This is a genomic window from Roseovarius salis, assembly GCF_044472985.1.
GTDB classification, from domain to species: domain Bacteria; phylum Pseudomonadota; class Alphaproteobacteria; order Rhodobacterales; family Rhodobacteraceae; genus Roseovarius; species Roseovarius salis.
The window spans coordinates 24,665-45,071 of sequence record NZ_JBISDG010000030.1; the positions used below are offsets into that span (position 1 = coordinate 24,665).

The 20,407-nt window shown below is 66.8% G+C and carries 19 protein-coding genes and 1 pseudogene; 16 read left to right on the forward strand and 4 right to left on the reverse strand.

What is annotated here, in order from left to right; genetic code table 11:
* The first annotated feature begins 38 nt into the window (after positions 1-38).
* The 6 genes from ACH13J_RS12965 (at position 39) to ACH13J_RS12990 (ending at position 6,656) form a co-directional block, all read left to right on the forward strand.
* Positions 39-1,172, forward strand: coding sequence for an extracellular solute-binding protein (locus ACH13J_RS12965; protein ID WP_397543763.1), 1,134 nt, complete (start codon positions 39-41; stop codon positions 1,170-1,172).
* A gap of 75 nt (positions 1,173-1,247) precedes the next feature.
* Positions 1,248-2,357 (forward strand): ATP-binding cassette domain-containing protein, encoded by a 1,110-nt coding sequence (locus tag ACH13J_RS12970; protein WP_397543764.1) that lies wholly within the window; start codon positions 1,248-1,250, stop codon positions 2,355-2,357.
* Positions 2,358-2,360: 3 nt separating this feature from the next.
* Entirely contained in the window at positions 2,361-3,239 is an 879-nt protein-coding gene (locus ACH13J_RS12975) for an ABC transporter permease subunit (protein ID WP_397543765.1), read from the forward strand.
* Positions 3,236-4,075, forward strand: coding sequence for an ABC transporter permease subunit (locus ACH13J_RS12980; protein WP_397543766.1), 840 nt, complete (start codon positions 3,236-3,238; stop codon positions 4,073-4,075). Before ACH13J_RS12975 ends, ACH13J_RS12980 begins: the two co-directional genes overlap by 4 nt.
* On the forward strand, positions 4,072-5,505 hold the full coding sequence (locus ACH13J_RS12985; RefSeq protein WP_397543767.1) for an amidase family protein: 1,434 nt from the start codon (positions 4,072-4,074) through the stop codon (positions 5,503-5,505). The genes ACH13J_RS12980 and ACH13J_RS12985 overlap by 4 nt, the downstream gene beginning before the upstream one ends.
* A complete protein-coding gene (locus ACH13J_RS12990; RefSeq protein WP_397543768.1) occupies positions 5,502-6,656 on the forward strand; it encodes an iron-containing alcohol dehydrogenase in 1,155 nt (384 codons plus the stop codon). Before ACH13J_RS12985 ends, ACH13J_RS12990 begins: the two co-directional genes overlap by 4 nt.
* 22 nt (positions 6,657-6,678) lie before the next feature.
* Here the strand turns inward: ACH13J_RS12990 and ACH13J_RS12995 are convergent, their stop codons facing one another.
* Together ACH13J_RS12995 and ACH13J_RS13000 are read right to left on the reverse strand one after the other, a co-directional pair.
* The gene (locus ACH13J_RS12995) at positions 6,679-7,491 is read right to left on the reverse strand and encodes a DUF2182 domain-containing protein (protein WP_397543769.1); all 813 of its coding nucleotides are present in this window, start codon (positions 7,489-7,491) and stop codon (positions 6,679-6,681) included.
* A 41-nt stretch (positions 7,492-7,532) separates the two neighbouring features.
* Positions 7,533-8,147, reverse strand: coding sequence for a DUF1326 domain-containing protein (locus tag ACH13J_RS13000; RefSeq protein WP_397543770.1), 615 nt, complete (start codon positions 8,145-8,147; stop codon positions 7,533-7,535).
* A gap of 170 nt (positions 8,148-8,317) precedes the next feature.
* Between ACH13J_RS13000 and ACH13J_RS13005 the strand changes: the two genes are divergently transcribed.
* The 7 genes from ACH13J_RS13005 (at position 8,318) to ACH13J_RS13035 (ending at position 17,385) form a co-directional block, all read left to right on the forward strand.
* Positions 8,318-9,877, forward strand: a complete 1,560-nt coding sequence (locus ACH13J_RS13005; RefSeq protein WP_397543771.1) for a winged helix-turn-helix domain-containing protein — start codon at positions 8,318-8,320, stop codon at positions 9,875-9,877.
* A gap of 304 nt (positions 9,878-10,181) precedes the next feature.
* On the forward strand, positions 10,182-12,371 hold the full coding sequence (locus ACH13J_RS13010; RefSeq protein WP_397543772.1) for a thiamine pyrophosphate-dependent enzyme: 2,190 nt from the start codon (positions 10,182-10,184) through the stop codon (positions 12,369-12,371).
* Entirely contained in the window at positions 12,368-13,402 is a 1,035-nt protein-coding gene (locus tag ACH13J_RS13015) for an ACP S-malonyltransferase (protein ID WP_397543773.1), read from the forward strand. The genes ACH13J_RS13010 and ACH13J_RS13015 overlap by 4 nt, the downstream gene beginning before the upstream one ends.
* A gap of 392 nt (positions 13,403-13,794) precedes the next feature.
* Complete coding sequence (locus ACH13J_RS13020; RefSeq protein ID WP_397543774.1) at positions 13,795-14,310, forward strand: TRAP transporter small permease subunit; 516 nt, start codon at positions 13,795-13,797, stop codon at positions 14,308-14,310.
* 94 nt (positions 14,311-14,404) lie between these two features.
* Positions 14,405-15,433, forward strand: coding sequence for a TRAP transporter substrate-binding protein DctP (locus ACH13J_RS13025; RefSeq protein WP_397543775.1), 1,029 nt, complete (start codon positions 14,405-14,407; stop codon positions 15,431-15,433).
* A gap of 191 nt (positions 15,434-15,624) precedes the next feature.
* Positions 15,625-16,935, forward strand: coding sequence for a TRAP transporter large permease subunit (locus tag ACH13J_RS13030; protein WP_397543776.1), 1,311 nt, complete (start codon positions 15,625-15,627; stop codon positions 16,933-16,935).
* Positions 16,936-16,980: 45 nt separating this feature from the next.
* On the forward strand, positions 16,981-17,385 hold the full coding sequence (locus ACH13J_RS13035) for a universal stress protein (RefSeq protein ID WP_397543777.1): 405 nt from the start codon (positions 16,981-16,983) through the stop codon (positions 17,383-17,385).
* Between the two features lie 74 nt (positions 17,386-17,459).
* Here ACH13J_RS13035 and ACH13J_RS13040 read toward each other — a convergent pair whose 3' ends face one another.
* Entirely contained in the window at positions 17,460-18,095 is a 636-nt protein-coding gene (locus tag ACH13J_RS13040) for a cytochrome b/b6 domain-containing protein (protein ID WP_397543778.1), read from the reverse strand.
* Positions 18,095-18,394: a PepSY domain-containing protein gene (locus ACH13J_RS13045; protein WP_397543779.1), complete on the reverse strand. Its 300-nt coding sequence runs from the start codon at positions 18,392-18,394 to the stop codon at positions 18,095-18,097. The genes ACH13J_RS13040 and ACH13J_RS13045 overlap by 1 nt, the downstream gene beginning before the upstream one ends.
* 131 nt (positions 18,395-18,525) lie before the next feature.
* On the opposite strand from ACH13J_RS13045, the gene ACH13J_RS13050 reads away from it, so the two are divergent.
* The 3 genes and pseudogenes from ACH13J_RS13050 to ACH13J_RS13060 all read left to right on the forward strand — a co-directional run.
* Positions 18,526-18,843, forward strand: a complete 318-nt coding sequence (locus ACH13J_RS13050) for a PepSY domain-containing protein (protein WP_397543780.1) — start codon at positions 18,526-18,528, stop codon at positions 18,841-18,843.
* Positions 18,843-19,508 (forward strand): response regulator, encoded by a 666-nt coding sequence (locus ACH13J_RS13055; RefSeq protein ID WP_397543781.1) that lies wholly within the window; start codon positions 18,843-18,845, stop codon positions 19,506-19,508. Before ACH13J_RS13050 ends, ACH13J_RS13055 begins: the two co-directional genes overlap by 1 nt.
* Positions 19,505-20,407: pseudogene (locus ACH13J_RS13060) on the forward strand (sensor histidine kinase); the annotation flags it as partial. The gene ACH13J_RS13055 and the pseudogene ACH13J_RS13060, both read left to right, overlap by 4 nt.

Genomic DNA, 20,407 nt, shown 5'->3' on the forward strand with positions numbered 1-20,407 from the left:
GGGCGGCCAAACCCACCAACCACACAGGGAGACCAGCAATGACATCCAGAACCCGTTTCAACACCCCGACACGCCGCAGCGTCCTCAAGGGCGGTGCGGCCACCGCGCTCGGCGCCGCCACCGGCGGGCTCGGGGCGTTTCCGGCCCAAGCCGCGACATCCATGCGCTTCATGTGCTGGGAAGGATATGACAAGCCCAGCATCATAGATCCGTTCGAGGCGGCGCACGACGCGAACGTGTCCATCGACCTCATTACCGACAGCGCGGGCGGGTTCGCCAAGCTCGCCGCCGGCGGTTACCGGGATTTCGACGTGGTCGCCAGCGACAGCCCTTGGATCGCGCGGATGGGCCCGGCCGGCATCTGCGAGTACATCGACGAGGAAGAGTTCGCCGACGTCTACGAGAGCTTCTACCCGCAGTTCCGTGCACCGTTCGAGCCGCTGCGTCACGATGGCAAGGCGACCGGCCTGCCCAGCCGTTGGGGCTGGGTTGGACCCACGGTCAACACCGAGTTCGACTCGCTGGAGACATGGTCGAGCTACGACCCCTGCTTCGATCCCGCCTACAAGGACAAGATCTGCGTTCTCGACTGGGGTGACTGGCCGATCATGCCGATGGCCCTGCACGCCGGCATCAACCCCTACAAGGAACTCGATGACGCCGAGCTGCGCGAGATCCGCAAGGTGTTGCGCGCCCTTTTCAAGAACACGCGCGCGCTGGTGGCCGACCTGTCCGTTGCACAGAAGGGATTGATGGATGGCAGTTTCCGCGCCCTTATCGGGGGGGGCACCTATTGCACCTCGGCTCTGCGCAAGGACGGCAACGACCACATCATGTCGATCGTGCCCGAGCCCAAGGACGGCCTGAACCAGGGCATCATCTGGATGGAGGCCACCGGCATGCTGAAGGGCTCGGACAATCCCGAACTCGCCAAGGAGCTTGTCCGGCACGTCGTCTCGCCCGAGGTGGCCGTCGAGCTGGCCTGGACGGAGGCGACCTGCAACCTGGTCCCCAGCCAGGATGCCGAGAACCGCTTCACCGACCGGCAGAAGGAAGTGCTGCAGATGGATTACATGTGGGAAGCCTGGGACAAGAGCCACTTCCACAGCATCGCTCCGAATGTCGACGAGATGCTGGCGATCTTCCAGGAAGAGCTCGCCGCCGCGGACTGAGCCGCGATCGTCCCGCCCGGACTGTCCGGGCGGGATGCCCCTCTACAACAAGCCAAAATGCCGAGGATTCCGACAGTGCAAACCGAGGCCCCGATCATCGATGCCCGGAACATCGACAAGCTGTACAACAGCTTCCAGGCTCTTTACGACATAGCGCTTCAGGTCAGGGACGGGGAGTTCGTGGCACTTGTCGGCCCGTCCGGCTGCGGCAAGACCTCGTTGCTCAAGATCCTCGCGGGCTTCGAGCACCCCACGCGCGGCAGCTTGCAGATACAGGGCCGCGACGTGGTTGGCGTGCCGCCGTCCGCCCGCCCCACGCGCATGGTCTTTCAAAAGCTCGCGCTCTTTCCGCATCGCACCGTTCGGCAGAACATCGCCTTTCCGCTCAAGCTGGCCAGGACCGACGCGGCGACGACGCGGCGGCGCGTGTCGGAGATGATGGACCTCATGCATCTGCCGGAAGCGTATCTCGACCGCTTTCCCGCCCAGCTGTCGGGTGGCGAGCAGCAGCGCGTGGCGCTGGCGCGGTCGATGATCTCCAATCCCAGCGTGCTTCTTCTCGACGAACCACTCAGCGCGCTGGACGTGAAGCTGCGCAAGGCGCTGCAGACCGAGATCAAGCACCTTCACAGAACGGTCGGCACCAGCTTCGTGCACGTCACGCACGACCTTGAAGAGGCGATGATGCTGGCCGACCGCATCTGCGTGATGCGCGGCGGCCGCATTCTGCAGACTGGCAGCCCCACCGACATCTATTACCGGCCCGCCGACGATTTCGTGGCGGGCTTCATAGGCGAGACGAACCTCTTCGACGTGGAGCTCTCGGGCCCGCCGGACCGGCGCACGTTCCGTCACGAGGCAATCAAGTGCGACCAGCCCGTGCTTGGCCCCGGTCAGGTCTGCGAAACGGTCAGCGACGACGGTGCGGCGCTGATGGTCCGCCCCGAGATGATACGCCTCCACCCCGGCGACACGCCCCCCGCCGCGGGAACCTGCGTGATCGCCGGCCGGGTCGAGGAGTTTTTCATCAAGGGCGCGTCGATCCAGTACAGGGTCATCGCGCAGGGCCAAGACGAGCCGGTCATCGCCGAGATCCTGGGAACCGCCCGGCCACCCGCGGATGTGGGCGATACGGTATCGCTGGTGTTCGATACCGCGGACGGTTTCGTCCTCAAGCGGAGCTGAACCATGGAGGTCAAGCCCAAACCACTCACGGATAGCGGCCTGCTGATCGCCACGGTGCCGCTGACGGTCCTCATGGTGGTGTTCTTTCTGGTTCCGCTGGGGATGACGGCGTTGCTGAGTTTCCAGGGCACCCAGTATTACCGGCTGGTCTGGACCTGGGACCTGGAAACGTGGCGCGACGTGTTCTCGCACTGGCATTACTGGTCGATCATGCTGCGCACGCTCGGCATGGCGCTGAGCTGCGTGGCCCTTTGCATCCTGATCAGCCTGCCCGTGGCCTATGCCCTCGTGCACCGCCTGCGCACGGTCGAGAACCACGTCAAGATTCTCATCGTCTTCGCCTTTCTCACCGATGCCGTGCTCAAGACGTTTGGCTGGGTGCTGTTCCTCGACCGTTCTGGCGTCATGAACGGTATGCTGCAGGGTATCGGGCTTGGCACGGCGGCCACGGATATCCTGTTCACGCCGACGGCGACGCTTATCGGCATGGTCTACAACCTTTTGCCCTACACGATCTTCACGATCTACCTGTCCCTGGCGCGCATCGACCGGGATCTGATGCTGGCATCCTATGATGCGGGCGCATCGCGGCTGCGCACCTTCTGGGAGGTCACGCTGCCGCTCAGCCGCCCGGGCATCATCGCGGGCGGCGTGCTGGTCTTCGTGCTCAGCCTCGGCGTGTTCCTCGAGCCCAAGGTGATGGGCGGGGGCACGTCGCCGATGGCCGCCGAACTGATCCGCCAGACATTCGAGACGCGCGTGAACTGGCCGCTCGGCGCCGCGCTGACACTCGTGGTGATCGTGATCGGGGCACTCACCCTTGCCGTGGCGGTGAGCGCGCTGCTGCGGGCGCAGAAAACGCCTGGGAGGGCCGGACAATGATACCGGATCGTGCTGAAAGACGGGCGGTCAATGCCGTCCTTTACGGCAGCGTCGTGGCGGTGCTGGTGTTCTTCTATACCCCCATCGCGACGCTTGTCCTGTTTTCCTTTTCCGAGAGCCGGTTCCTGAGCTTCCCGATCGAGTCGTTCTCGCTGCGCTGGTACGGCGAGCTCTTCGCAAACAACGACTTCTGGCCCGCGCTCAAGAACTCCGCGCTTCTGGCGACGGTCTCGACGGTGTTCGCGACGGCGCTGGGTACGGGCGGCGCGATCGCGTGGATACGGTGGCGCTTCAGGTTCCAGCGGGCGTTTCAGGCGCTCACCTTCGCGCCGCTGCTGTTCCCGCAGCTGCTGCTCGGCGTCGTCATGCTGCTTTGGTTCTCGGTGCTGGGCAACATGTACGATTTTTCCCCGTCACTTTGGACGGCGGTGGTCGGGCACGTTGTCTACATCACCCCGTTTGCCCTGATCATCATCGCGGTGCAGGTGCACGGGTTCGACGACACGCTGGAGGACGCGGCGCGCGATGCCGGGGCGAACGCCGTGCAGGTTTTCCGCGAGGTCACGCTGCCGCTCATCTGGCCGGGCGTCTTTGCCGCCGCGATCTTTGCGTTCCTGCTGTCATGGGGAAATTTCTACGTCACCTACAGCCTCGCCGGCACGGCGCGGACGCTGCCGACCTTCGTCTTCAGCGGGATCGCGGTGGGCTCATCCCCGGTCTACCCGGCCCTGGCGACCGTCACCTTCGTTCCGGCGCTTGTCCTGCTCGGGGTGGCTGACGTGTTCCGGCGCCGTGCCGCCGCGCGCCGCGCCGCACCGGTCGCGGGGTCGGAATGACCGGGCCGGTGCCACGCGATGCCGCCGCCATCGCCCGGGCGGTGTCAGCCGGGCAGCTTCGCGTCGTGGACGTGGTCGGTGCCGCGCTGGACAGGGCGGAGGCGATCGCGCCCTTGAATGCCTTTACCGTCATCGACCGGGAGGGCGCGATGGAGGCGGCGCACAGGCTCGACCGGCGTATCGCCAGTGGCGGTGTCAGCGGCCTGCCGCTGCTTGGCGTGCCGTTCGCGTCCAAGGATTTCACCCCCACGGCCGGGCATCTGACGACCCGCGGCTCGTGGAGCACCGGCGTGCAGGTGCCGGATACCGATCCCGTCTATGTGCGTCGTCTCAAGACGGCGGGAGCGGTTCTGATCGGCAAGACGACCACCCCGGAATTCGCCTATTCGAGTTTCACCCACAGCCCCCGCTGGGGGGTGACGCGCAACCCTTACGACCCCGAACGCACCCCGGGCGGCTCGTCGGGCGGGGCGGCGGTGGCCGTGGCGACGGGCTGCGTGCCGATTGCCGAGGGCACGGACATGGGCGGCTCGGTCCGAATCCCCGCGGCGTTCAGCGGTGTCGTCGGTCTGAAGCCCAGCCTCGGCCGCATCCCCATGGACATCCTGCCGCTTGGTCCCGACATCCTGTCGCATTTCGGACCGCTGGCAAGCTGCGTGGACGATGCCGCGTCGTTCCTGTCCGTCACGCAAGGGGCGGACGCGTCCGATATCCTGTCGCAACCCGCGCCGGAAGCCATTGGCCGGATCGACCCGGCGCGTGCGCCGCGTCTGGCGCTGTCGCCGGATCTCGGTTACTACCGGGTGGAGCCGGAGGTCGCCGGGCGCGTGACCGAGGCGGCCCAACGCCTGAGAGACGCCGGCGCGGTGGTGGAAACCGTCGACCTCGGCTGGAGCCGCGAGGTCAACGACACCTGGCTCAGGTTGTGGGGCGTGACGCTTGCCGCGTCGTGGGGCGATGCCCTGCGAACCCACCGCGACCGGATGGACCCGCAGGTCGTTGCGCTGATGGAGGCCGGGCTGGACTGCCGCGGTGTCGACGTACCCCGGCTGGAGGCGCTGCGCCACCGACTTTGGCGCGATCTTGCCGGGATATTCGGGCGCTATGATGCGCTGCTCACGCCAACATGCGCGGTCATGGCGCCGCGGCACGACGAAACCGATTCCGATTTCGACCACTCGGAACCGGACGGGCGTTACCGGGGGCTGGACATGACCTGCCCGTTCAATCTGGTCGGGCCGTGCCCGGCGCTGTCGGTGCCTGTCGGCACCGCCGGCGGACTGCCGGTGGGGCTGCAGATCGTGGGGCCCCGGTTCGCGGACCGGCAGGTTCTCCGGATCGGCAAGCTGGTGGAACAATGCTATCCCCCGCTTGCGCCGCCGAAGGACAGCTTCGACCCGCGAGGATATTCAGAAGAGGTGCGAAAATGACGCAAGAGACCAGCCAGGGAACGTGGGGCTTTCCGACGACCGTATGGTTCGGGGCCGGCCGGGCCGCGCAGATCGCCGACGCTGTCCGTGCGACTGGGGCCGCGGCCCCGCTGCTGGTCACCGATGGCGGGCTGGCCGACCATCCCATGCGCCATGCCCTTACCCGCGCGCTCGGGGAGGCTGGCATAGCCGCCGGGCTTTTCACCGATGTCCAACCGAATCCGACGGGCGAGAATGTCGCGGCGGGGGTCGAGGCATTTCTCGCCGGCGGGCACGATGCCGTCATCGCGCTTGGCGGGGGCTCTGCGCTGGACGCGGGCAAGGCCGTCGCCCTGATGGCCGGCCAGACCCGCCCGATATGGGATTTCGAGGACATAGGGGATAACTGGCGCCGCGCCGATGCCGGGGCGATCCGGCCCGTCGTGGCCATCCCGACAACGGCGGGCACCGGTTCGGAACTTGGCCGTGCCTCCGTCATTTCCGACACGCAGGTCGCGCGCAAGGTGATCGTCTTCCACCCCGACATGCTGCCGCGGGTCGTGATCATGGATCCCGAGCTGACCGTGGGGTTGCCACCGATGCTGACGGCCGGGACGGGCATGGATGCGCTCAGTCACGCGCTGGAGGCATGGTGCGCGCCAAGCTATCATCCGATGGCCGACGGATTGGCCGTGCAGGCCATGTCGATGATCCGTGAAGCGCTGCCGCGGGTTCACCATGACCCGTCAGATGTCGCGGCCCGCGGCGAGATGCTGGCGGCGTCAGGCATGGCATGTGTAGCCCTGCAAAAGGGGCTGGGCGCGGTCCATGCGCTGTCTCACCCCCTCGGGGCCCTGCATGACGCGCATCACGGCGTGCTGAATGCCATCCTCCTGCCGCATGTCCTGCGCCAGAACTGGCCGGCGATCGAGCCGCGCATGGCGCTGCTTTCGTCGCGGCTCGGACTTGGCGGACAGGCAGAGGACGTGCCCGCATGGATCGAGGGGCTCACGGCCGAGCTGGGGGTGCCGAGGCGGCTGTCCGACATCGGCGTGGAGCCCGTCGATCGCCGCCGGGTGGCCGCCATGGCCCTGCTGGACCCCTCCGCCAAGGGCAACCCCGTCGAGATGACCGAGGAAATGGGCATGGAAATCCTCGCAGCGGCCAGCTAGCCGCCGGCGAGAATCGGCCGTTTCAGGGACTTGGCGGCGACTGTGGGCCAAGTATCCAGAGCCCGGCGCCCGCCGCGACAAGCGCGCCGGCAGAAATCCTCGTGACCCACGGCCGGCCTGCTGCGATTTTTTCGAGGCCGACGAACAGGGCGAGCCCGGCGATCCAGAAGAGGTTCATCACCCCGCCAACGAACAGCAGCGCCATCAAGACCCAGCAACAGCCAAGGCAGAACCAGCCATGGCGCATCCCCATCCGCAAGGCGCCGGAGGCACCGGGCCGCCAGTTGTGCATGAGAAACACCAGCGGATGCTGGCAGTGCCGCAGGCAGGCCTGCTTGAGTGGCGAGAGCTGGTAAAGGCCCGCCACAACCAGAAGCGCCGCGCTCGCCGGCCCGTGGACGAGTTGCATCATGCCGCTGATGGCCCCGGCCTGAACGAGGCCCCATTGCAGGACCGTCGCCCCGAGACTGAAACCCGCCCACGCGATAAGGTAACCACAAAGGAACGCTGCCGCCGGGCCGTAGGGGGCCGCTGACCTTTTGCCCTTGCGGGCGAGGTTTGCGTAAAACAGGACGGCGGGCGCTGCGCTCGGCACCATCATGGCGACCATCATGATCCACCACATCAGGAACATCATGAGCGCATAGCCGCCCGTCCATTCAGCGGGGGCCATCGCCATGCCGGGCATCTCGATTGCCATCCGCGTCATGCCGACGGCCGACATGTTCATGCCGATCCCGGTCACCGTGTAGACGGCCGAAAGGGCCACCACGGCGCTCAGGCCGGCCACCACGATCAGCCGGTCCCGTTTCAGGGCGTATTCAAGCGCGGTCATGGGCCGGCCTTGTCCTTGCGGTCAGTGTCACGGCGGTCAGGTCACGCCGACCAGGCAAACGGCGCGAAATGCCCGTTCCGAGATCCGCTGGCGTCATCCCATTCGATGCCGAAGGCGTTGAACCGGCTCTTCGTCGCGTGGGCGAGGGCCAGATCCGAGTTCACCGGGTGGGGCACATTCGAGATCGTGACCGGCCCGCCGCCCGGCACGGCGCTTGTGACGGCTTCGATTTCCTGGTCGACAAGCTCCCCGGCGGTGACCGTGAAGCGCGACCCGTCGGACACGAAGGTGATCGGCCGCTTCTCGATGCCGGCCATTTCGCCGACAAGAGGGCCGAGCGCCTCCATCGGGCCACCCGCGGCGCCGGTGGCGATGTCACCGATCGCTGCGGTCTGTTCGTCGTCGGCGGCTTGGTCGACAATCAGGCCGACCTTGATGCCGCCATCGGCCATGGCTCCCGGCGCGTGCAGCAGGACGATGAAGGATATGCCGTCGAGCGAAATCCCGTCCTTCTCGCCGTTGTCGATCCGCATGGCGATGGCGGCCTTGCAATTCCCCTCCGTCGGCATCGCGGTCAGGTTGGACGTGATGCAGGGGCACAGGAAATCGCAGTTGCAGGTTTCCATGTATTGGCCTTCGATATGCCAGTTTGCCATTGTGCTTTCCTCCCGTTCCCGAGGTCGTGTCCGGTGTCCTCGGCTCTTGTTCTCTCGTCCGCGGGACCACCCGGCCCGCGCCTGCACAGGGTCGCACGGTACGCGCCGCGCAACTTGTGGACTGGCTGAGGATTACTTGGTGATATCCGTCGGATTTGGTAAATTCCCCCATGATCTACAGGTTCCACGACCTCGAACTCGATACGGCGCTCGCATCGTTGCGCCGGGGCGGGGCGGATGTCGCGCTGGAACCGCGCGTTTTCTCGTTGCTCCGTTGCCTTGTGGAGAACCGTGACCGCGTGGTGCCCAAGGAGACCCTCGTCGAGGCGGTATGGGATGGCCGCTTCATCTCGGACGACGCGATTTCGACGGCGATCAAGGAATTGCGCCGTGCAATGGGGGACGACGGCAGGCGCCAGAATGTGGTCAAGACATTGCGCGGCCGCGGATACCGTTTCGTCGCGCCCGTCCGGATGATTGCCCATGCCCCCAAGCCGGCCGAGGATACCGCGCCATTGATGGCCGGGCGCGGCGCGGCGGGGCGGCCGTCGATCGCGATCCTGCCTTTCCACCTCGTCGGCCCGTCAAGAAGCTGCGCGGCGATCGCCGATGCGATCCCGGCGGAACTCATCAGCTCGCTGTCGCGGCTGCGCTGGTTGAAGGTTTTCGCCCGCGGCTCGTGTTTCCGGTTCCGGGACGATCCCACGGATCCGGCCACCGTGAGGGCCGCGCTCGGCGCCAATTATTGCCTGTCCGGCGTCATCGAGATGTTCGAGCGCGATATCGCGATCACCGTGGAGCTCACCGATACCTGCAGCAAGAGCGTCGTTTGGTGTGACCGTATCACCGGCGTGTTCGACGATGTTCATGAAATGCGCGCCACCATCACCGGCCACGTCGTGACGGCCATGGACCTGCACATTCCGATGCACGAGGCAGAGGCGGCCCGCCTGCGCGCGCCGAAGCACCTCGACGCCTGGGGGCTGTATCATATCGGCCTTCAGCACATGTACCGCTTCAACAAGGCCGACAACGAACGTGCCGCGGCGTATCTGGCGCGCGCCGCCGCGCTTGAGCCCGGTTTCGCGCGTGTGCAGGCCGCGCGATCCTTTACCAGCTTTCAGAACGCGTTTCTGAACTACACCGCGGACAGGGCGGCACAGGTCGCCGATGCCCGCCGTTTTGCCGAGCACAGCGTCGAGCTCGATCCGCTGGACCCGTTCGGCAACTTCACGCTCGCGCGGTCCTACTGGCTTGAGGGCGATCCCGAGCACGGGCGCGGTTGGCTCGACCGGGCCGTGGACTACAGCCCCAGCTTTGCGCACGGCCATTACGCGCGCGGGTGGTCGGCGGCGATGGCCGGGCGCAGCCAAGACGCCCGGCGCGATATCGACACCGCGCTCCAGCTCAGCCCGCTCGATCCGTTCCAGTACGCGATGCAGGCCACGCGCGCCTTTGCCCACTTGATAGAGGGGGACACCGCGGCGGCGGCAAGCTGGGCGGATCAGGCGGCACGCGCGCCCGGCGCGCACTACCTGATCGGCCTGATCGCCGCCATGGCGCACCAGCTCGACGGAAATGAAGGCGCGGCGGCCTACTGGGCGGGTCATGCCAGTGCCCGCAGGCCGGGTGCGTCTGTCGATCGTTTCTTCAAGGCGTTTCCGTTCACCGACGCAAGCCTGCGCGGCACGATGGCGGACGCGCTGGAAAGGACAGGCATCCCGCGTTGACCGGCGTGATCGAGTGAACAGAGGCAGGCCGTGGCGGCGCGCCGGCACGCGGCGATTTTCTTCGGTGTCGGGGTGCAGGTTTCGCCTTTTTCCTCCCCCTAAAGCACGGCAGTATGCCACGGGGCAGGGTGCCCGGCCGAGCCGATGAAAGCAGGACACGCTGGCGTCGCGGGTATGAGAAGGAGGGCGGCAGGCCTGCATTGCCCGCGACGTGATCTTGCCGGTTCAGGGCAGGGGCCTGTGCCAATCGCGCTGGCCGACTGCCCGGCCTGACGATGTGATGAGAACGAGATGGACAGGGACAATGGACAGGGCCCAGATCGTGCATGACAACTTCCTGCGGCGGGTGGCGGCAGGTGATTTGCCCGCGGGGGCGCAGCCCGCCGGTCCGCTGACCGGTACGGAGGCGGTGGCGCTCTTTCGCGCCCAGTGCCTCTCCCGCGCGCTCGACCGGCACAGCCGGGCGATGCAGAAGGCGGGGCAGGGCTATTACACCATCGGCTCCTCCGGCCACGAAGGTATGGCTGCCGTCGCCGCCGCCACGCGCCCCACCGACCCGGCCTTCCTGCATTACCGCGACGCCGCTTTCCAGATCGCCCGCAGCGCCCAGGTCCCCGGCCAGACAACGACATGGGACATGCTCCTGTCCTTCGCCTGCTCGTCCGAAGACCCGATCTCGGGCGGCCGGCACAAGGTGCTGGGCTCAAAGGCGCTCAACATCCCGCCGCAGACGTCGACCATCGCCAGCCACCTGCCCAAGGCGGTGGGCGCGGCCTATGCCATCGGGCTGGCCCGCCGCCGCCCGCCCGAACACCGCCAGTATGCCGAGGACGCCATCGCCATCTGCTCCTTCGGCGACGCGTCGGCCAACCACTCCACCGCGCAGGGGGCTTTCAACTCCGCCGGGTGGACCGCCTACCAGTCGGTTCCCCTGCCGCTTCTCTTTGTCTGCGAGGACAACGGCATCGGCATTTCCGTTAAAACCCCGAAGGGCTGGATCGCCTCAGGCTTCGCCAACCGCCCGGGGCTCAAATATGTCTCCTGCGACGGGCTCGACATCTTCGACACCTACCGCGCGGCGCAACAGGCCGCCCACTACGTGCGTACCCGCCGCAGGCCTGCCTTCCTGCATGTCCGCACCGTGCGGCTTTACGGCCATGCCGGGGCCGACATGCCCACCACCTACATGGCCCGCGCCGAGGTCGAGGCCGAGGAAGCCAACGATCCGCTCCTCCACTCCGTCCGCCTGCTCTCCGAATCCGGCGCGCTGGAGCCGGCCGAGGCGCTCGGGATCTACAACGACACCTGCGCCCGCGTCGAACGTGTCGCGCAAGAGGCCGTGACCCGCCCGCGCCTGGAAACCGCCGGCGACGTGATGGAAAGCCTCGTCCCCCCGCCGCGCCCCTGCGCCCCCACCAACGGCCCCGACGCCGCCACGCGCGAGGCGGCCTTCGGCGCCGACCTCAAGGCGCGGGAAGAGCCGCAGATCATGTCGCGCCTCATCAACTGGGCGCTCACCGACCTGATGCTCGAACATGGCGAGATCGTCATGATGGGCGAGGATATCGGCGCCAAGGGCGGGGTCTACGGCGTCACGCAGAAACTCGTCACCCGCTTCGGCCCCGACCGGGTGATCGACACGCTTCTGGACGAGCAATCCATCCTCGGGCTGGCGATCGGCATGGCCCAGAACGGCTTTGTGCCCATCCCCGAGATCCAGTTCCTCGCCTACCTCCACAACGCCGAGGACCAGATCCGGGGCGAGGCGGCCACCCTCCCCTTCTTCTCGAACGGCCAGTTCACCAACCCGATGGTCGTGCGCATCGCCGGGCTGGGCTATCAGAAGGGCTTCGGCGGGCATTTCCACAACGACAACTCCGTCGCCGTGATCCGTGACATCCCCGGCGTCATCCTCGCCTGCCCCTCCAACGGGGCCGATGCCGCGCGGATGCTGCGCGAATGCGTGCGGCTGGCGCGGGAAGAACAGCGCGTCGTCGTCTTTCTCGAACCCATCGCCCTCTACCCCATGCGCGATCTGCACGAGGATGGGGATGGCGGCTGGTTGTGCGCCTACCCCGCACGCGGCGAAACCCTGCCGCTGGGCTCGGTGGGCGTGCATGGCGCCGGCGCGGACGTGGCCATCGTCAGCTTCGGCAACGGCCATTACCTCTCCCGCCAGGCCGCCAAACGGCTGCAAGAGGACGGCATCGAGACCCGCGTGATCGACCTGCGCTGGCTCTCCCCCCTGCCCGAAGACGCGCTGCTCGACGCCATCAAGGGGGCCGAACGCGTGCTGATCGTCGATGAAACCCGCCGCAGCGGCGGCGTGGCCGAGGCGCTGATGGCGCTTCTCACCGAACGCACCGGTCTGCCCCACGCCCGCCTCACGGCCCATGACAGCTTCATCGCCACCGGCCCCGCCTATGCCGCCACCATGCCCTCGGCCGACAGCATCGTCGCGGCCGCCACGCAGCTGGTGAGGGGCAGACCATGAAAACGGCCGTCATCGTCTGCCCCGGCCGGGGCACCTACAACAAGGCGGAACTGGGCTACCTCTCCCGCCACTTCCCCGATGCGGCCCTGCTTGCCCGCTTCGACGCCATCCGACAGGCCGCGGGCCAGAAACCCCTCACCGCCCTCGACGGCGCCGCCCGCTTCTCGCCAGCCGAATTCACCCGGGGCGACAACGCCTCGGGTCTCATCTATGCGGCCACGCTGGGTGACTTTCTCTCCATCAACACCGAGGAAATCCGCCCCGTCGCGGTCACCGGAAACTCGATGGGCTGGTATTCCGCGCTGGCCTGCGGCGGCGCGGTCACCGCGGAGGGCGGCTTCGAGATCGCCAACACGATGGGCACGCTCATGCACGCGGCGCTGATCGGCGGCCAGCTCGTCTATCCCTTCCTCGACAACGACTGGCACCCCGACCCCGCCCGCAAATCCGAGCTGCTGGCGCAAGTCGCCGACATAAACACCCGCGACGACCATAGCCTCGCCCTTTCCATCGACCTGGGCGGCATGCTCGTGCTGGCGGGCGACACCAACGGCCTGCGCGCCTTCGAACAGGCCGTGCCGCAGATCGACGGCCGCTTCCCCCTCCGCCTCGCGGGCCACGCGGCCTTCCACACCCACCTGCAACGCCCCGTCGCCGAAAACGGCCGCGCCGCCCTGCCGCCCGCCCTCTTCACCCAGCCCCGCCTGCCGATGATCGACGGGCGCGGCGCCATCTGGTGGCCCGGCGCCACCGACACCCATGCGCTGTGGGATTACACGCTGGGCCACCAGGTGACCGAGACTTACGATTTCACCCGTGCCGTCACCGTCGCGGCGCGCGAATTCGCGCCCGACCTCTTCATCGTCACGGGCCCCGGCACCTCGCTGGGGGGCGCGGTGGCGCAATCGCTGGTGCTGGCCGGCTGGCGCGGGCTCGGCAGCAAACAGGATTTCACCCGACACCAGAACGCCACGCCGATCCTGGCCGGCATGGGCCATGCCGACCAGCGCGCGTGGGTCGCCAAGGCATAACGCTACGCGGCCCCCACGGCATCGCGGGGGTGGCGCGTGCATCAAAATGACGGCCATGCGTCGACGGACAGGCCGTGCCGCGATGTGCCGATGCGGGATTGACCATATCAACCCGGCACCGGAGTCTGCCGGGCCGCCCCCCGCCGCGTGGGGAGATTTGGCCGTGGACACCCCGATTTTCTTGCCTTTCGGGCTGGATATGGCCGCTCTTGCGCCCGGGAGCGCAGTCAACTGGATGTACTGTGATCCTGAACTGGTTCTATATTTCCGGCGAGAGGCTGGGTCAGACTTTTCTCATGCTGACCCGTCCGATTGATGCTACCGCGGGCGGTCAAGCTGATCGTGACGCAAGGAACGGCCCGGATCGGGCCGGGCATTACGGAGATTGCACGATGATCGGGCGGCACCTGCGTATCTTCATCGACGGCTTGTCCGAACTCATGGGGCGAATTGGCTGGGTGATCGTTCTGTACTGCATGATCTTCGGCGTCACGGACGTGTTCATGCGGTACGTGCTGAATGCACCGTCGATGTGGATCGGCACGTCGATGCAGGCGGCGATGGTTCTGCTGGCCTGCGCCGGCGGCGTGTTCGCGCTAAAGCACGATGCGTTCGTCAAGCTCGATCTCTTCTACGCGGACGCCAAGCCCCGCACGAAGGCCATCCTTGATGTCATGACGGCGCCGTTCACCTTTCTTTTTCTCGGTGTCCTGATCTGGAAAGGATACGACGCCGCGATGTTTTCGCTGATGCTGAACCAGACAACACCGACGGCGGTGCCGATCCCGATATACCCGATCAAGTTCGCGATCCCGTTCACGGGCGTGATCGTGGCGATGCTCGTCATCAAGCGCTTCCTGATCGACTTGCGGACGGTATTCGGAGGGCAGGCGGACGAAGCAGCCTAGCATGAGGTCAACGGGCGGATATCCAGAAACAAAAAGAACAACCAGCACGTCAATCCAACAGTAGGAGGTAAAGACTGTGAAGCACGAAAAATTCTTGGTTTCATCCATACTCGCCGGCGCCATTGCGGTGACGGGAACCATCGCCGCGGGGCAGGACGGCCCCCCCGACGAGGTGACGGAGTGGGTTTTCCAGCCTGCCTTCGACCAGACGGATGCCGGCTGGGATAACGGTGTGATGCCGTGGGTGGAGGCCGTCGAGGAAGCGACGCAAGGCACCGTGAAGGTCCGCGTCGAACCCGTGGGCGCCCTGACCAGCGGATCCGAGGCATTCGCGGCCGCCGCGGCCGGCCAGACCGATGGCTATGCCGGCTGGGCCACCGTGTATGGCGGCGACATGCCCGAGGGAATGCTGGCCTTTGGCATGCCGATGGGGGCCAACAGCGCGGAACAGGCATGGGAAGCCATGTGGGGCGACCCGGACTACCGCATCGGCGAAATCGTGCAGGAGGCCGCGCATGCGCGCAACCTGCACTGGGTTGGCTGGAGCAACCAGGGCCCGAACGCGATGTTCACCAAGTTCCCCGTTCGCAAGCTCGAGGATCTTGCCGGTCACAAGATGCGCGCGGGCGGGCCGCAGGCCCTGTTCCACTCGACCATGGGCGGCTCGCCGGTGTCGATGGATGCGGGCGACATCTATACCGCGATAAAGCTGGGCACGATCGAGGGCACCTACTGGGATACCGGCGGCATCGACGACATGTCTTTCACCGAGGTGGTCGACTACGCGATCATGCCGGGCTGGAACCCTGCACAGCACCAGGAGATATACGTCAACCTCGACAAGTGGAACGCGCTGACCCAGTGGCAGCGTGACCAGATCGAGGGCGTGTTCAAGGACGTGTATTTCGAGACCAGCCGGATGCATGCCGAGGGCGTGGAAGACGCGCTGCAGGACCTTCGCGACGAGGGCGGCGAGGTGATCGAGCTGTCCGACGAGGAAATCGCGCGCATGCGCGAGAAATCGATCAACGAGGTCTGGCCGCAGATCGCCGAGAAGTCCGCGGGCAACGCCAAGGGCGTCGAGCTCTGGAAGGCGTATCTCAAGGAAATCGGCGCCTACTGAATGCCGGCACTTCCGGCGGCGCGCGCCCCGCGGGGCGCGCGCCCAGCACGATGCTCCGGTTCTCCCGGGACGCGCCCGGGGTCCGGTCGATCATCAGGAACAACAAGGCCGGTTGAGCGGATGCGGGGCCATTCCGGGGGCCGCGGTGCGCACGTCGCGATCGGTCTGCCACTTTCGGATCAGGACCGCCCATGAGCCTCGAACTTGTAACCGCGCTGTATTTCATCCTGCTTTTCACGCTGCTTTTCATGGGGCTTCCGGTTGCCTTCGGGCTGGGCGGGACCGCCGTTCTCTTCGCGATCGTGATGGAGCCAAGGGCGCTCTTGGCGGTGCCAAGCGCCTTTTATTCCACGCCGTGGAATTCGGTTCTCGTGACCGTGCCGTTGTTCCTTTTCATGGGCGGGCTCATACGCTTCTCGGGGATCGCCGAGGCGGCCTATGACGCGGTTTACAAGCTGATCGGGCATGTGCATGGCGGTCTGGCGATGGGAACGGTGCAGGTGTGCACCGTCTTTGCCGCGGTGACGGGCATCACCCCACCCGCGACGATCACGATGGGCCAGATCGCCTATCCGTCGATGATGAAATACAAGTACGACAGGTCCATCGCCATCGGGTCCATCGCGGCCGGCGGCGCATTGGGGGCGCTGATCCCGCCAAGCGTTCCGTTCATCTTTTACGGCCTGCTTGCCAAGGTCTCGATCGGGGATCTGTTCATGGCCGGGATCGTGCCGGGCCTGATGCTGGCCAGTTTCTACATGCTGTATATCGGCCTGCGGTGCCGTCTCCAGCCGCATCTGGGGCCCGCGCTGCCGGATGAGATGAAATTCACCCCCGCGGAAAAGGCGCGTGCCGTGGTGAACATCTGGCCGTTCGCGGTGCTTATCGTGATCGTCCTGGGGGTGATCTGGGGCGGCGTCGCAACGCCGGCCGAAGCCGCTGCGTTCGGTGCCGCCGGGGCCTTTCTTATCAACCTGCTGTATGGCCGTCTCACTTGGTACGTGCTCAGGGAATCCCTGATTTCCACGCTGAAGCTGAGCGGCATGGGCCTTTGGATCCTGATCGGCGCCACGATCTATCTCAACGTGTTCAACACGATGGGCAGCCAGGACCTGTTGACCGAGTTGGTCCTGTCCATGCCCGGGGGAGAGGTCGGCGTGATGCTGATGATGATGCTCATCATCCTCGTGCTGGGCATGGTGATGGATGACTGGGCGATCATCATGCTGTGCACGCCGCTTTTCATCCCGATCATCGACGGCCTTGGCATCGACAAGCTGTGGTTCGGCACGCTGTTGATCGTGAACATCCAGATCGCCTATCTCACGCCGCCATTCGGGTTCGTGTTGTTCTGGCTCAAGGGCGTGCTGCCCTATGATGTCAGCATGAAGGATATCTACGGTTCGGTGGGCCCCTTCGTGGCGCTGCAGTTTCTGGGGCTCGCCCTGATCTTCCTTTTCCCGGAGATCGCCACGTGGCTGCCGAACAACGTGAACTGGTAGACGGGGAAACGGGCCGGCCCCGAAGCAAGGAGAGAGGACCGCGCCATGTATGAAAACATCATCATCTGTCTTGCGCTTGACCATGGTATCAGCGCCCGGGCCCTCGCGGTCGCGCAGCATCTGCTCAGCCCCGACGGCAAGATCACGGCGGTGCATGTCTACGAACCGCCCAGCAGTTCCGTCCGCACGTATCTCGACGATGAAACCATCGCCAGCGTGCGCGCCGACGCCGAGCGCAAGCTTGCGGAGCGCGTGGCGCAGCACCCCGGGATCGGCTCGGTCCTGTTGTCGGGAAATCCCGCCCGCAGCATAAACGACCATGCGGCCAGGATTGGGGCGGACTGCATTGTCGTCGGCTCGCACAAGCCGGGCCTGAGCGACTACTTCCTCGGTACGACGGCGGCGCGCGTCGTGCGTCATGCGCCGTGTGCGGTGCACGTGCTGCGCTGAGGGCCGGCGAAATATCCGGGCGATGATCGCGATGCCCGGCGGCCTAGGGAGGACCGCCGGGAAGCGGTAGTGTGTCAGGCGCGCTTGCGGCCGGTGACCATCGCGCGGGCAAGGTTTTCGCGGTGGGCGATACTGGCCCAAATGACCCCGCCGACGTGAAGCAACACGAGCAGGAGGGTCGCGTTGGCGGCGAGCTCGTGGATCTCTTCCCATGCCTCGCCGGCTTCGTCCTCATGGTCCTCGCCGTAGTCCTCCTCGTTCTCGCCCGATGCGCGGATGCCGCCGGTTTCGGGGGCGGACACCACGAACCCGGCCAGCGGGCCGCGTCCCTCTTCGACGGCCAGCGTGCCCATCCCCGAGACCGCCGTCACGGCAAGCATGAAGAGCAGTGCCACGGTCATGGCGCCGCCCGCCGGGCTATGGCCGACATGGCGCTCGGCCCGGCCGGTCGCCAGGCCGCGCAGGTAGGCAAACACGCGCCGCGGCCCGGTCACGAAGTCGGCAAACCGGGCGTGGCGGGGGCCGGCAAGGCCCCAGACCACGCGCAAGGCCACGGTGACGGCGATGGCGTACCCCGCATAGGTGTGCAGCCACTCCGGCTCTCCCTCTGTCAGGTAGGCGGTGGCGAATGCCGCCACCAGCACCCAGTGCCCGATCCGGACCAGCGGGTCCCAGACCCGGATCGTTGCGTTGTCGCGTGATTGCGGCATCAGTCGTCATCGCCTCCGCGCCGAACCGGGTCGCCGGTCACCGGGTCAAGGTAGCCTTCCACCCGCATCCCCTGCGCATCCGTCATCTCGACATCGTAGACACCGTGCTCGGCTTCGATCTCGTGCACGGTATAGCCCTGCTTTTCGAGTTTCTGCGCAAGCGCGCTGACGCTCATCCATTCCGAGCGCGGCGGCACGTCGCCCGTCATGCTGTTCTCGTCCTCGGATGCCTGCGCGCCGGCGGCAGCGAATCCCGCGGCGATGGCCAGGGCGGTCACGGACATTTTCAGGGTCTTCATTGGTGTGCTCCTTTTCAAGTTGCGGCGTCGTCGCCGCGGTTGGCAAACCCCTTTTGCACCGACTCGCCTGATCGCAGCCTGACGGGTGCTGTCAGCTTGCTGTCAGCGTCGTGCCGTTAGAGACTGTGCCCATGAAACGGCGGATTTCCATGATGCTCGTGGGCCTCGTCCTCGCAACCGCGCTGCCGGCCGTTGCGGACCGCGACGATCACGACCGGGCGCGCGGTGCCCTCCAGAGGGGAGAGGTGCTGCCGCTTGCCCGCATCCTCTCGATCGTCGAGGAGGAAACGGATGGCCGCGTGATCGAGGTGGAATTCGAACGCGACGACGGCAGATGGGTCTACGAGCTGGAACTGCTGTTGCCCGATGGGAGTCTGGTGGAGCTGGAAGTGGACGCGGCGACCGCACGGATACTGGAGCGGGAAGACGCCGAAGGGGATGATGACTGATGCGCGCGCTCGCGGTTGAGGACGATCCGCGCATCGCCGCCGACGTCGCGGCGGCGCTCGACGGCGCGGGCTTTCGAGCCGAAACCTGCGCCGACGGGGAAGAGGCGTGGTTCCTGGGCGATACCGAATCCTACGACCTGATCGTGCTGGATCTCGGCTTGCCGGGAATGGACGGGCTGTCCGTTCTCAAGCGCTGGCGCGCGGGGGGCTGCGAGACACCCGTTCTGGTGCTGACGGCCCGCGGCGAGTGGCAGGAACGCGTCGAGGGGATCGAGGCGGGAGCCGACGATTACCTGCCCAAGCCCTTCCGGATGGAGGAGCTGGTGGCGCGCGCCCGGGCGCTGGTGCGCCGGGCGGCCGGGCGCGGCGGGGCGGTGCAGGTCATCGGCGAGCTGAGGCTCGACACCAACCGGATGACCGCGGCGGTGCGCGGCGTGCCGGTGCCGCTCACGGCGCTTGAATACCGTTTGCTGGCCTATCTCGTGCTGAACCGGGACAGGATCATCCCGCCGGGCGAACTGTTGGAACATCTTTACGGCGACGACGACGCCCGCGAGGCAAATGCGCTGGAGGCCGTGATCGCGCGGCTGCGGCGCAAGCTCGGCGCCGGCGTTATCGGCACGCGGCGCGGCTTTGGCTATTATGTGGACGGGGGCGGCGCGTGAGCGCGCTGTCGTTGCGTTGGCGGTTGCTGGCCGCCGGGGTCGCGGCGCTGATCGTCGCGCTCGGTCTGGCGGCGGCGGGGCTGGCGCAGCTTTTCGCCACGCATGTCGAACGGCGCGCGCTGTCGGAACTGACCGTGCAGCTGGACGAGATCATTGCCGGGCTGGCGTGGCGGGACGGGCAGCTGGTACTTGCGAACCCGCCGGCCGACCCGCGTTTTGCCCGCCCTTATGGTGGCCTGTACTGGCAGGTTTCCACGGGGGAGACGTTGCTGCGGTCACGCTCGCTTTGGGATCATGATCTCGCGCTACCAGAGGATGTTCTTGGCGACGGAGAGGCTCATGTGCACCGCATCGAGGAGCCAGAACTGCCGGGTCTGCTGGCGCTGGAGCGTACCGTGGCGCTGCCGCCCCGGCTCGGCGGTGGCTCGGCGCGCGCCGCCGTCGCGATGGATGCCGGCGAACTCGACCGGGCGACGCGCGCTTTCGTGGCCGACATGATGCCGTATCTCGGCCTGCTCCTGCTCGTGCTCGTGGCCGCGCAATGGGTGCAGGTCACCCTCGGGCTGTCGCCTCTGCGCCGTCTCGGGGCGCGGGTCTCCGCGTTGCGCCGGGATCGTGGTGCGCGCATGGGGACGAAGTGGCCCCGCGAGGTGCAGCCGCTGGCCACCGAGCTGGACGGGCTTGTCGCGCAACGCGAGACGGACATCGAGAACGCGCGGGCGCGCGCCGGTGACCTTGCCCATGGTCTCAAGACGCCCTTGCAGGCGCTGCTGGGAGAGGCCCGGCGGCTGCGCGCAAAGGGCGAAGACGCCGCCGCCTTGGGGATAGAGCAGGTGGCCGGCTCGATGCGCGCGCATGTCGAGCGCGAACTCGCCCGCGCGCGGACGGCGTCCCGCGCC

Coding starts and splice junctions, on each gene's coding strand:
- ACH13J_RS13030 (WP_397543776.1), top strand. CDS start 15,625: ATGAGCCTCGAACTTGTAACCGCGCTGTATTTCATCCTGCTTTTCACG.
- ACH13J_RS12990 (WP_397543768.1), top strand. CDS start 5,502: ATGACGCAAGAGACCAGCCAGGGAACGTGGGGCTTTCCGACGACCGTA.
- ACH13J_RS13040 (WP_397543778.1), bottom strand. CDS start 18,095: ATGCCGCAATCACGCGACAACGCAACGATCCGGGTCTGGGACCCGCTG.
- ACH13J_RS13050 (WP_397543780.1), top strand. CDS start 18,526: ATGAAACGGCGGATTTCCATGATGCTCGTGGGCCTCGTCCTCGCAACC.
- ACH13J_RS12985 (WP_397543767.1), top strand. CDS start 4,072: ATGACCGGGCCGGTGCCACGCGATGCCGCCGCCATCGCCCGGGCGGTG.
- ACH13J_RS13010 (WP_397543772.1), top strand. CDS start 10,182: ATGGACAGGGCCCAGATCGTGCATGACAACTTCCTGCGGCGGGTGGCG.
- ACH13J_RS13005 (WP_397543771.1), top strand. CDS start 8,318: ATGATCTACAGGTTCCACGACCTCGAACTCGATACGGCGCTCGCATCG.
- ACH13J_RS13035 (WP_397543777.1), top strand. CDS start 16,981: ATGTATGAAAACATCATCATCTGTCTTGCGCTTGACCATGGTATCAGC.
- ACH13J_RS13045 (WP_397543779.1), bottom strand. CDS start 18,394: ATGAAGACCCTGAAAATGTCCGTGACCGCCCTGGCCATCGCCGCGGGA.
- ACH13J_RS13020 (WP_397543774.1), top strand. CDS start 13,795: ATGATCGGGCGGCACCTGCGTATCTTCATCGACGGCTTGTCCGAACTC.
- ACH13J_RS12980 (WP_397543766.1), top strand. CDS start 3,236: ATGATACCGGATCGTGCTGAAAGACGGGCGGTCAATGCCGTCCTTTAC.
- ACH13J_RS12965 (WP_397543763.1), top strand. CDS start 39: ATGACATCCAGAACCCGTTTCAACACCCCGACACGCCGCAGCGTCCTC.
- ACH13J_RS13000 (WP_397543770.1), bottom strand. CDS start 8,147: ATGGCAAACTGGCATATCGAAGGCCAATACATGGAAACCTGCAACTGC.
- ACH13J_RS12975 (WP_397543765.1), top strand. CDS start 2,361: ATGGAGGTCAAGCCCAAACCACTCACGGATAGCGGCCTGCTGATCGCC.
- ACH13J_RS12995 (WP_397543769.1), bottom strand. CDS start 7,491: ATGACCGCGCTTGAATACGCCCTGAAACGGGACCGGCTGATCGTGGTG.
- ACH13J_RS13055 (WP_397543781.1), top strand. CDS start 18,843: ATGCGCGCGCTCGCGGTTGAGGACGATCCGCGCATCGCCGCCGACGTC.
- ACH13J_RS13015 (WP_397543773.1), top strand. CDS start 12,368: ATGAAAACGGCCGTCATCGTCTGCCCCGGCCGGGGCACCTACAACAAG.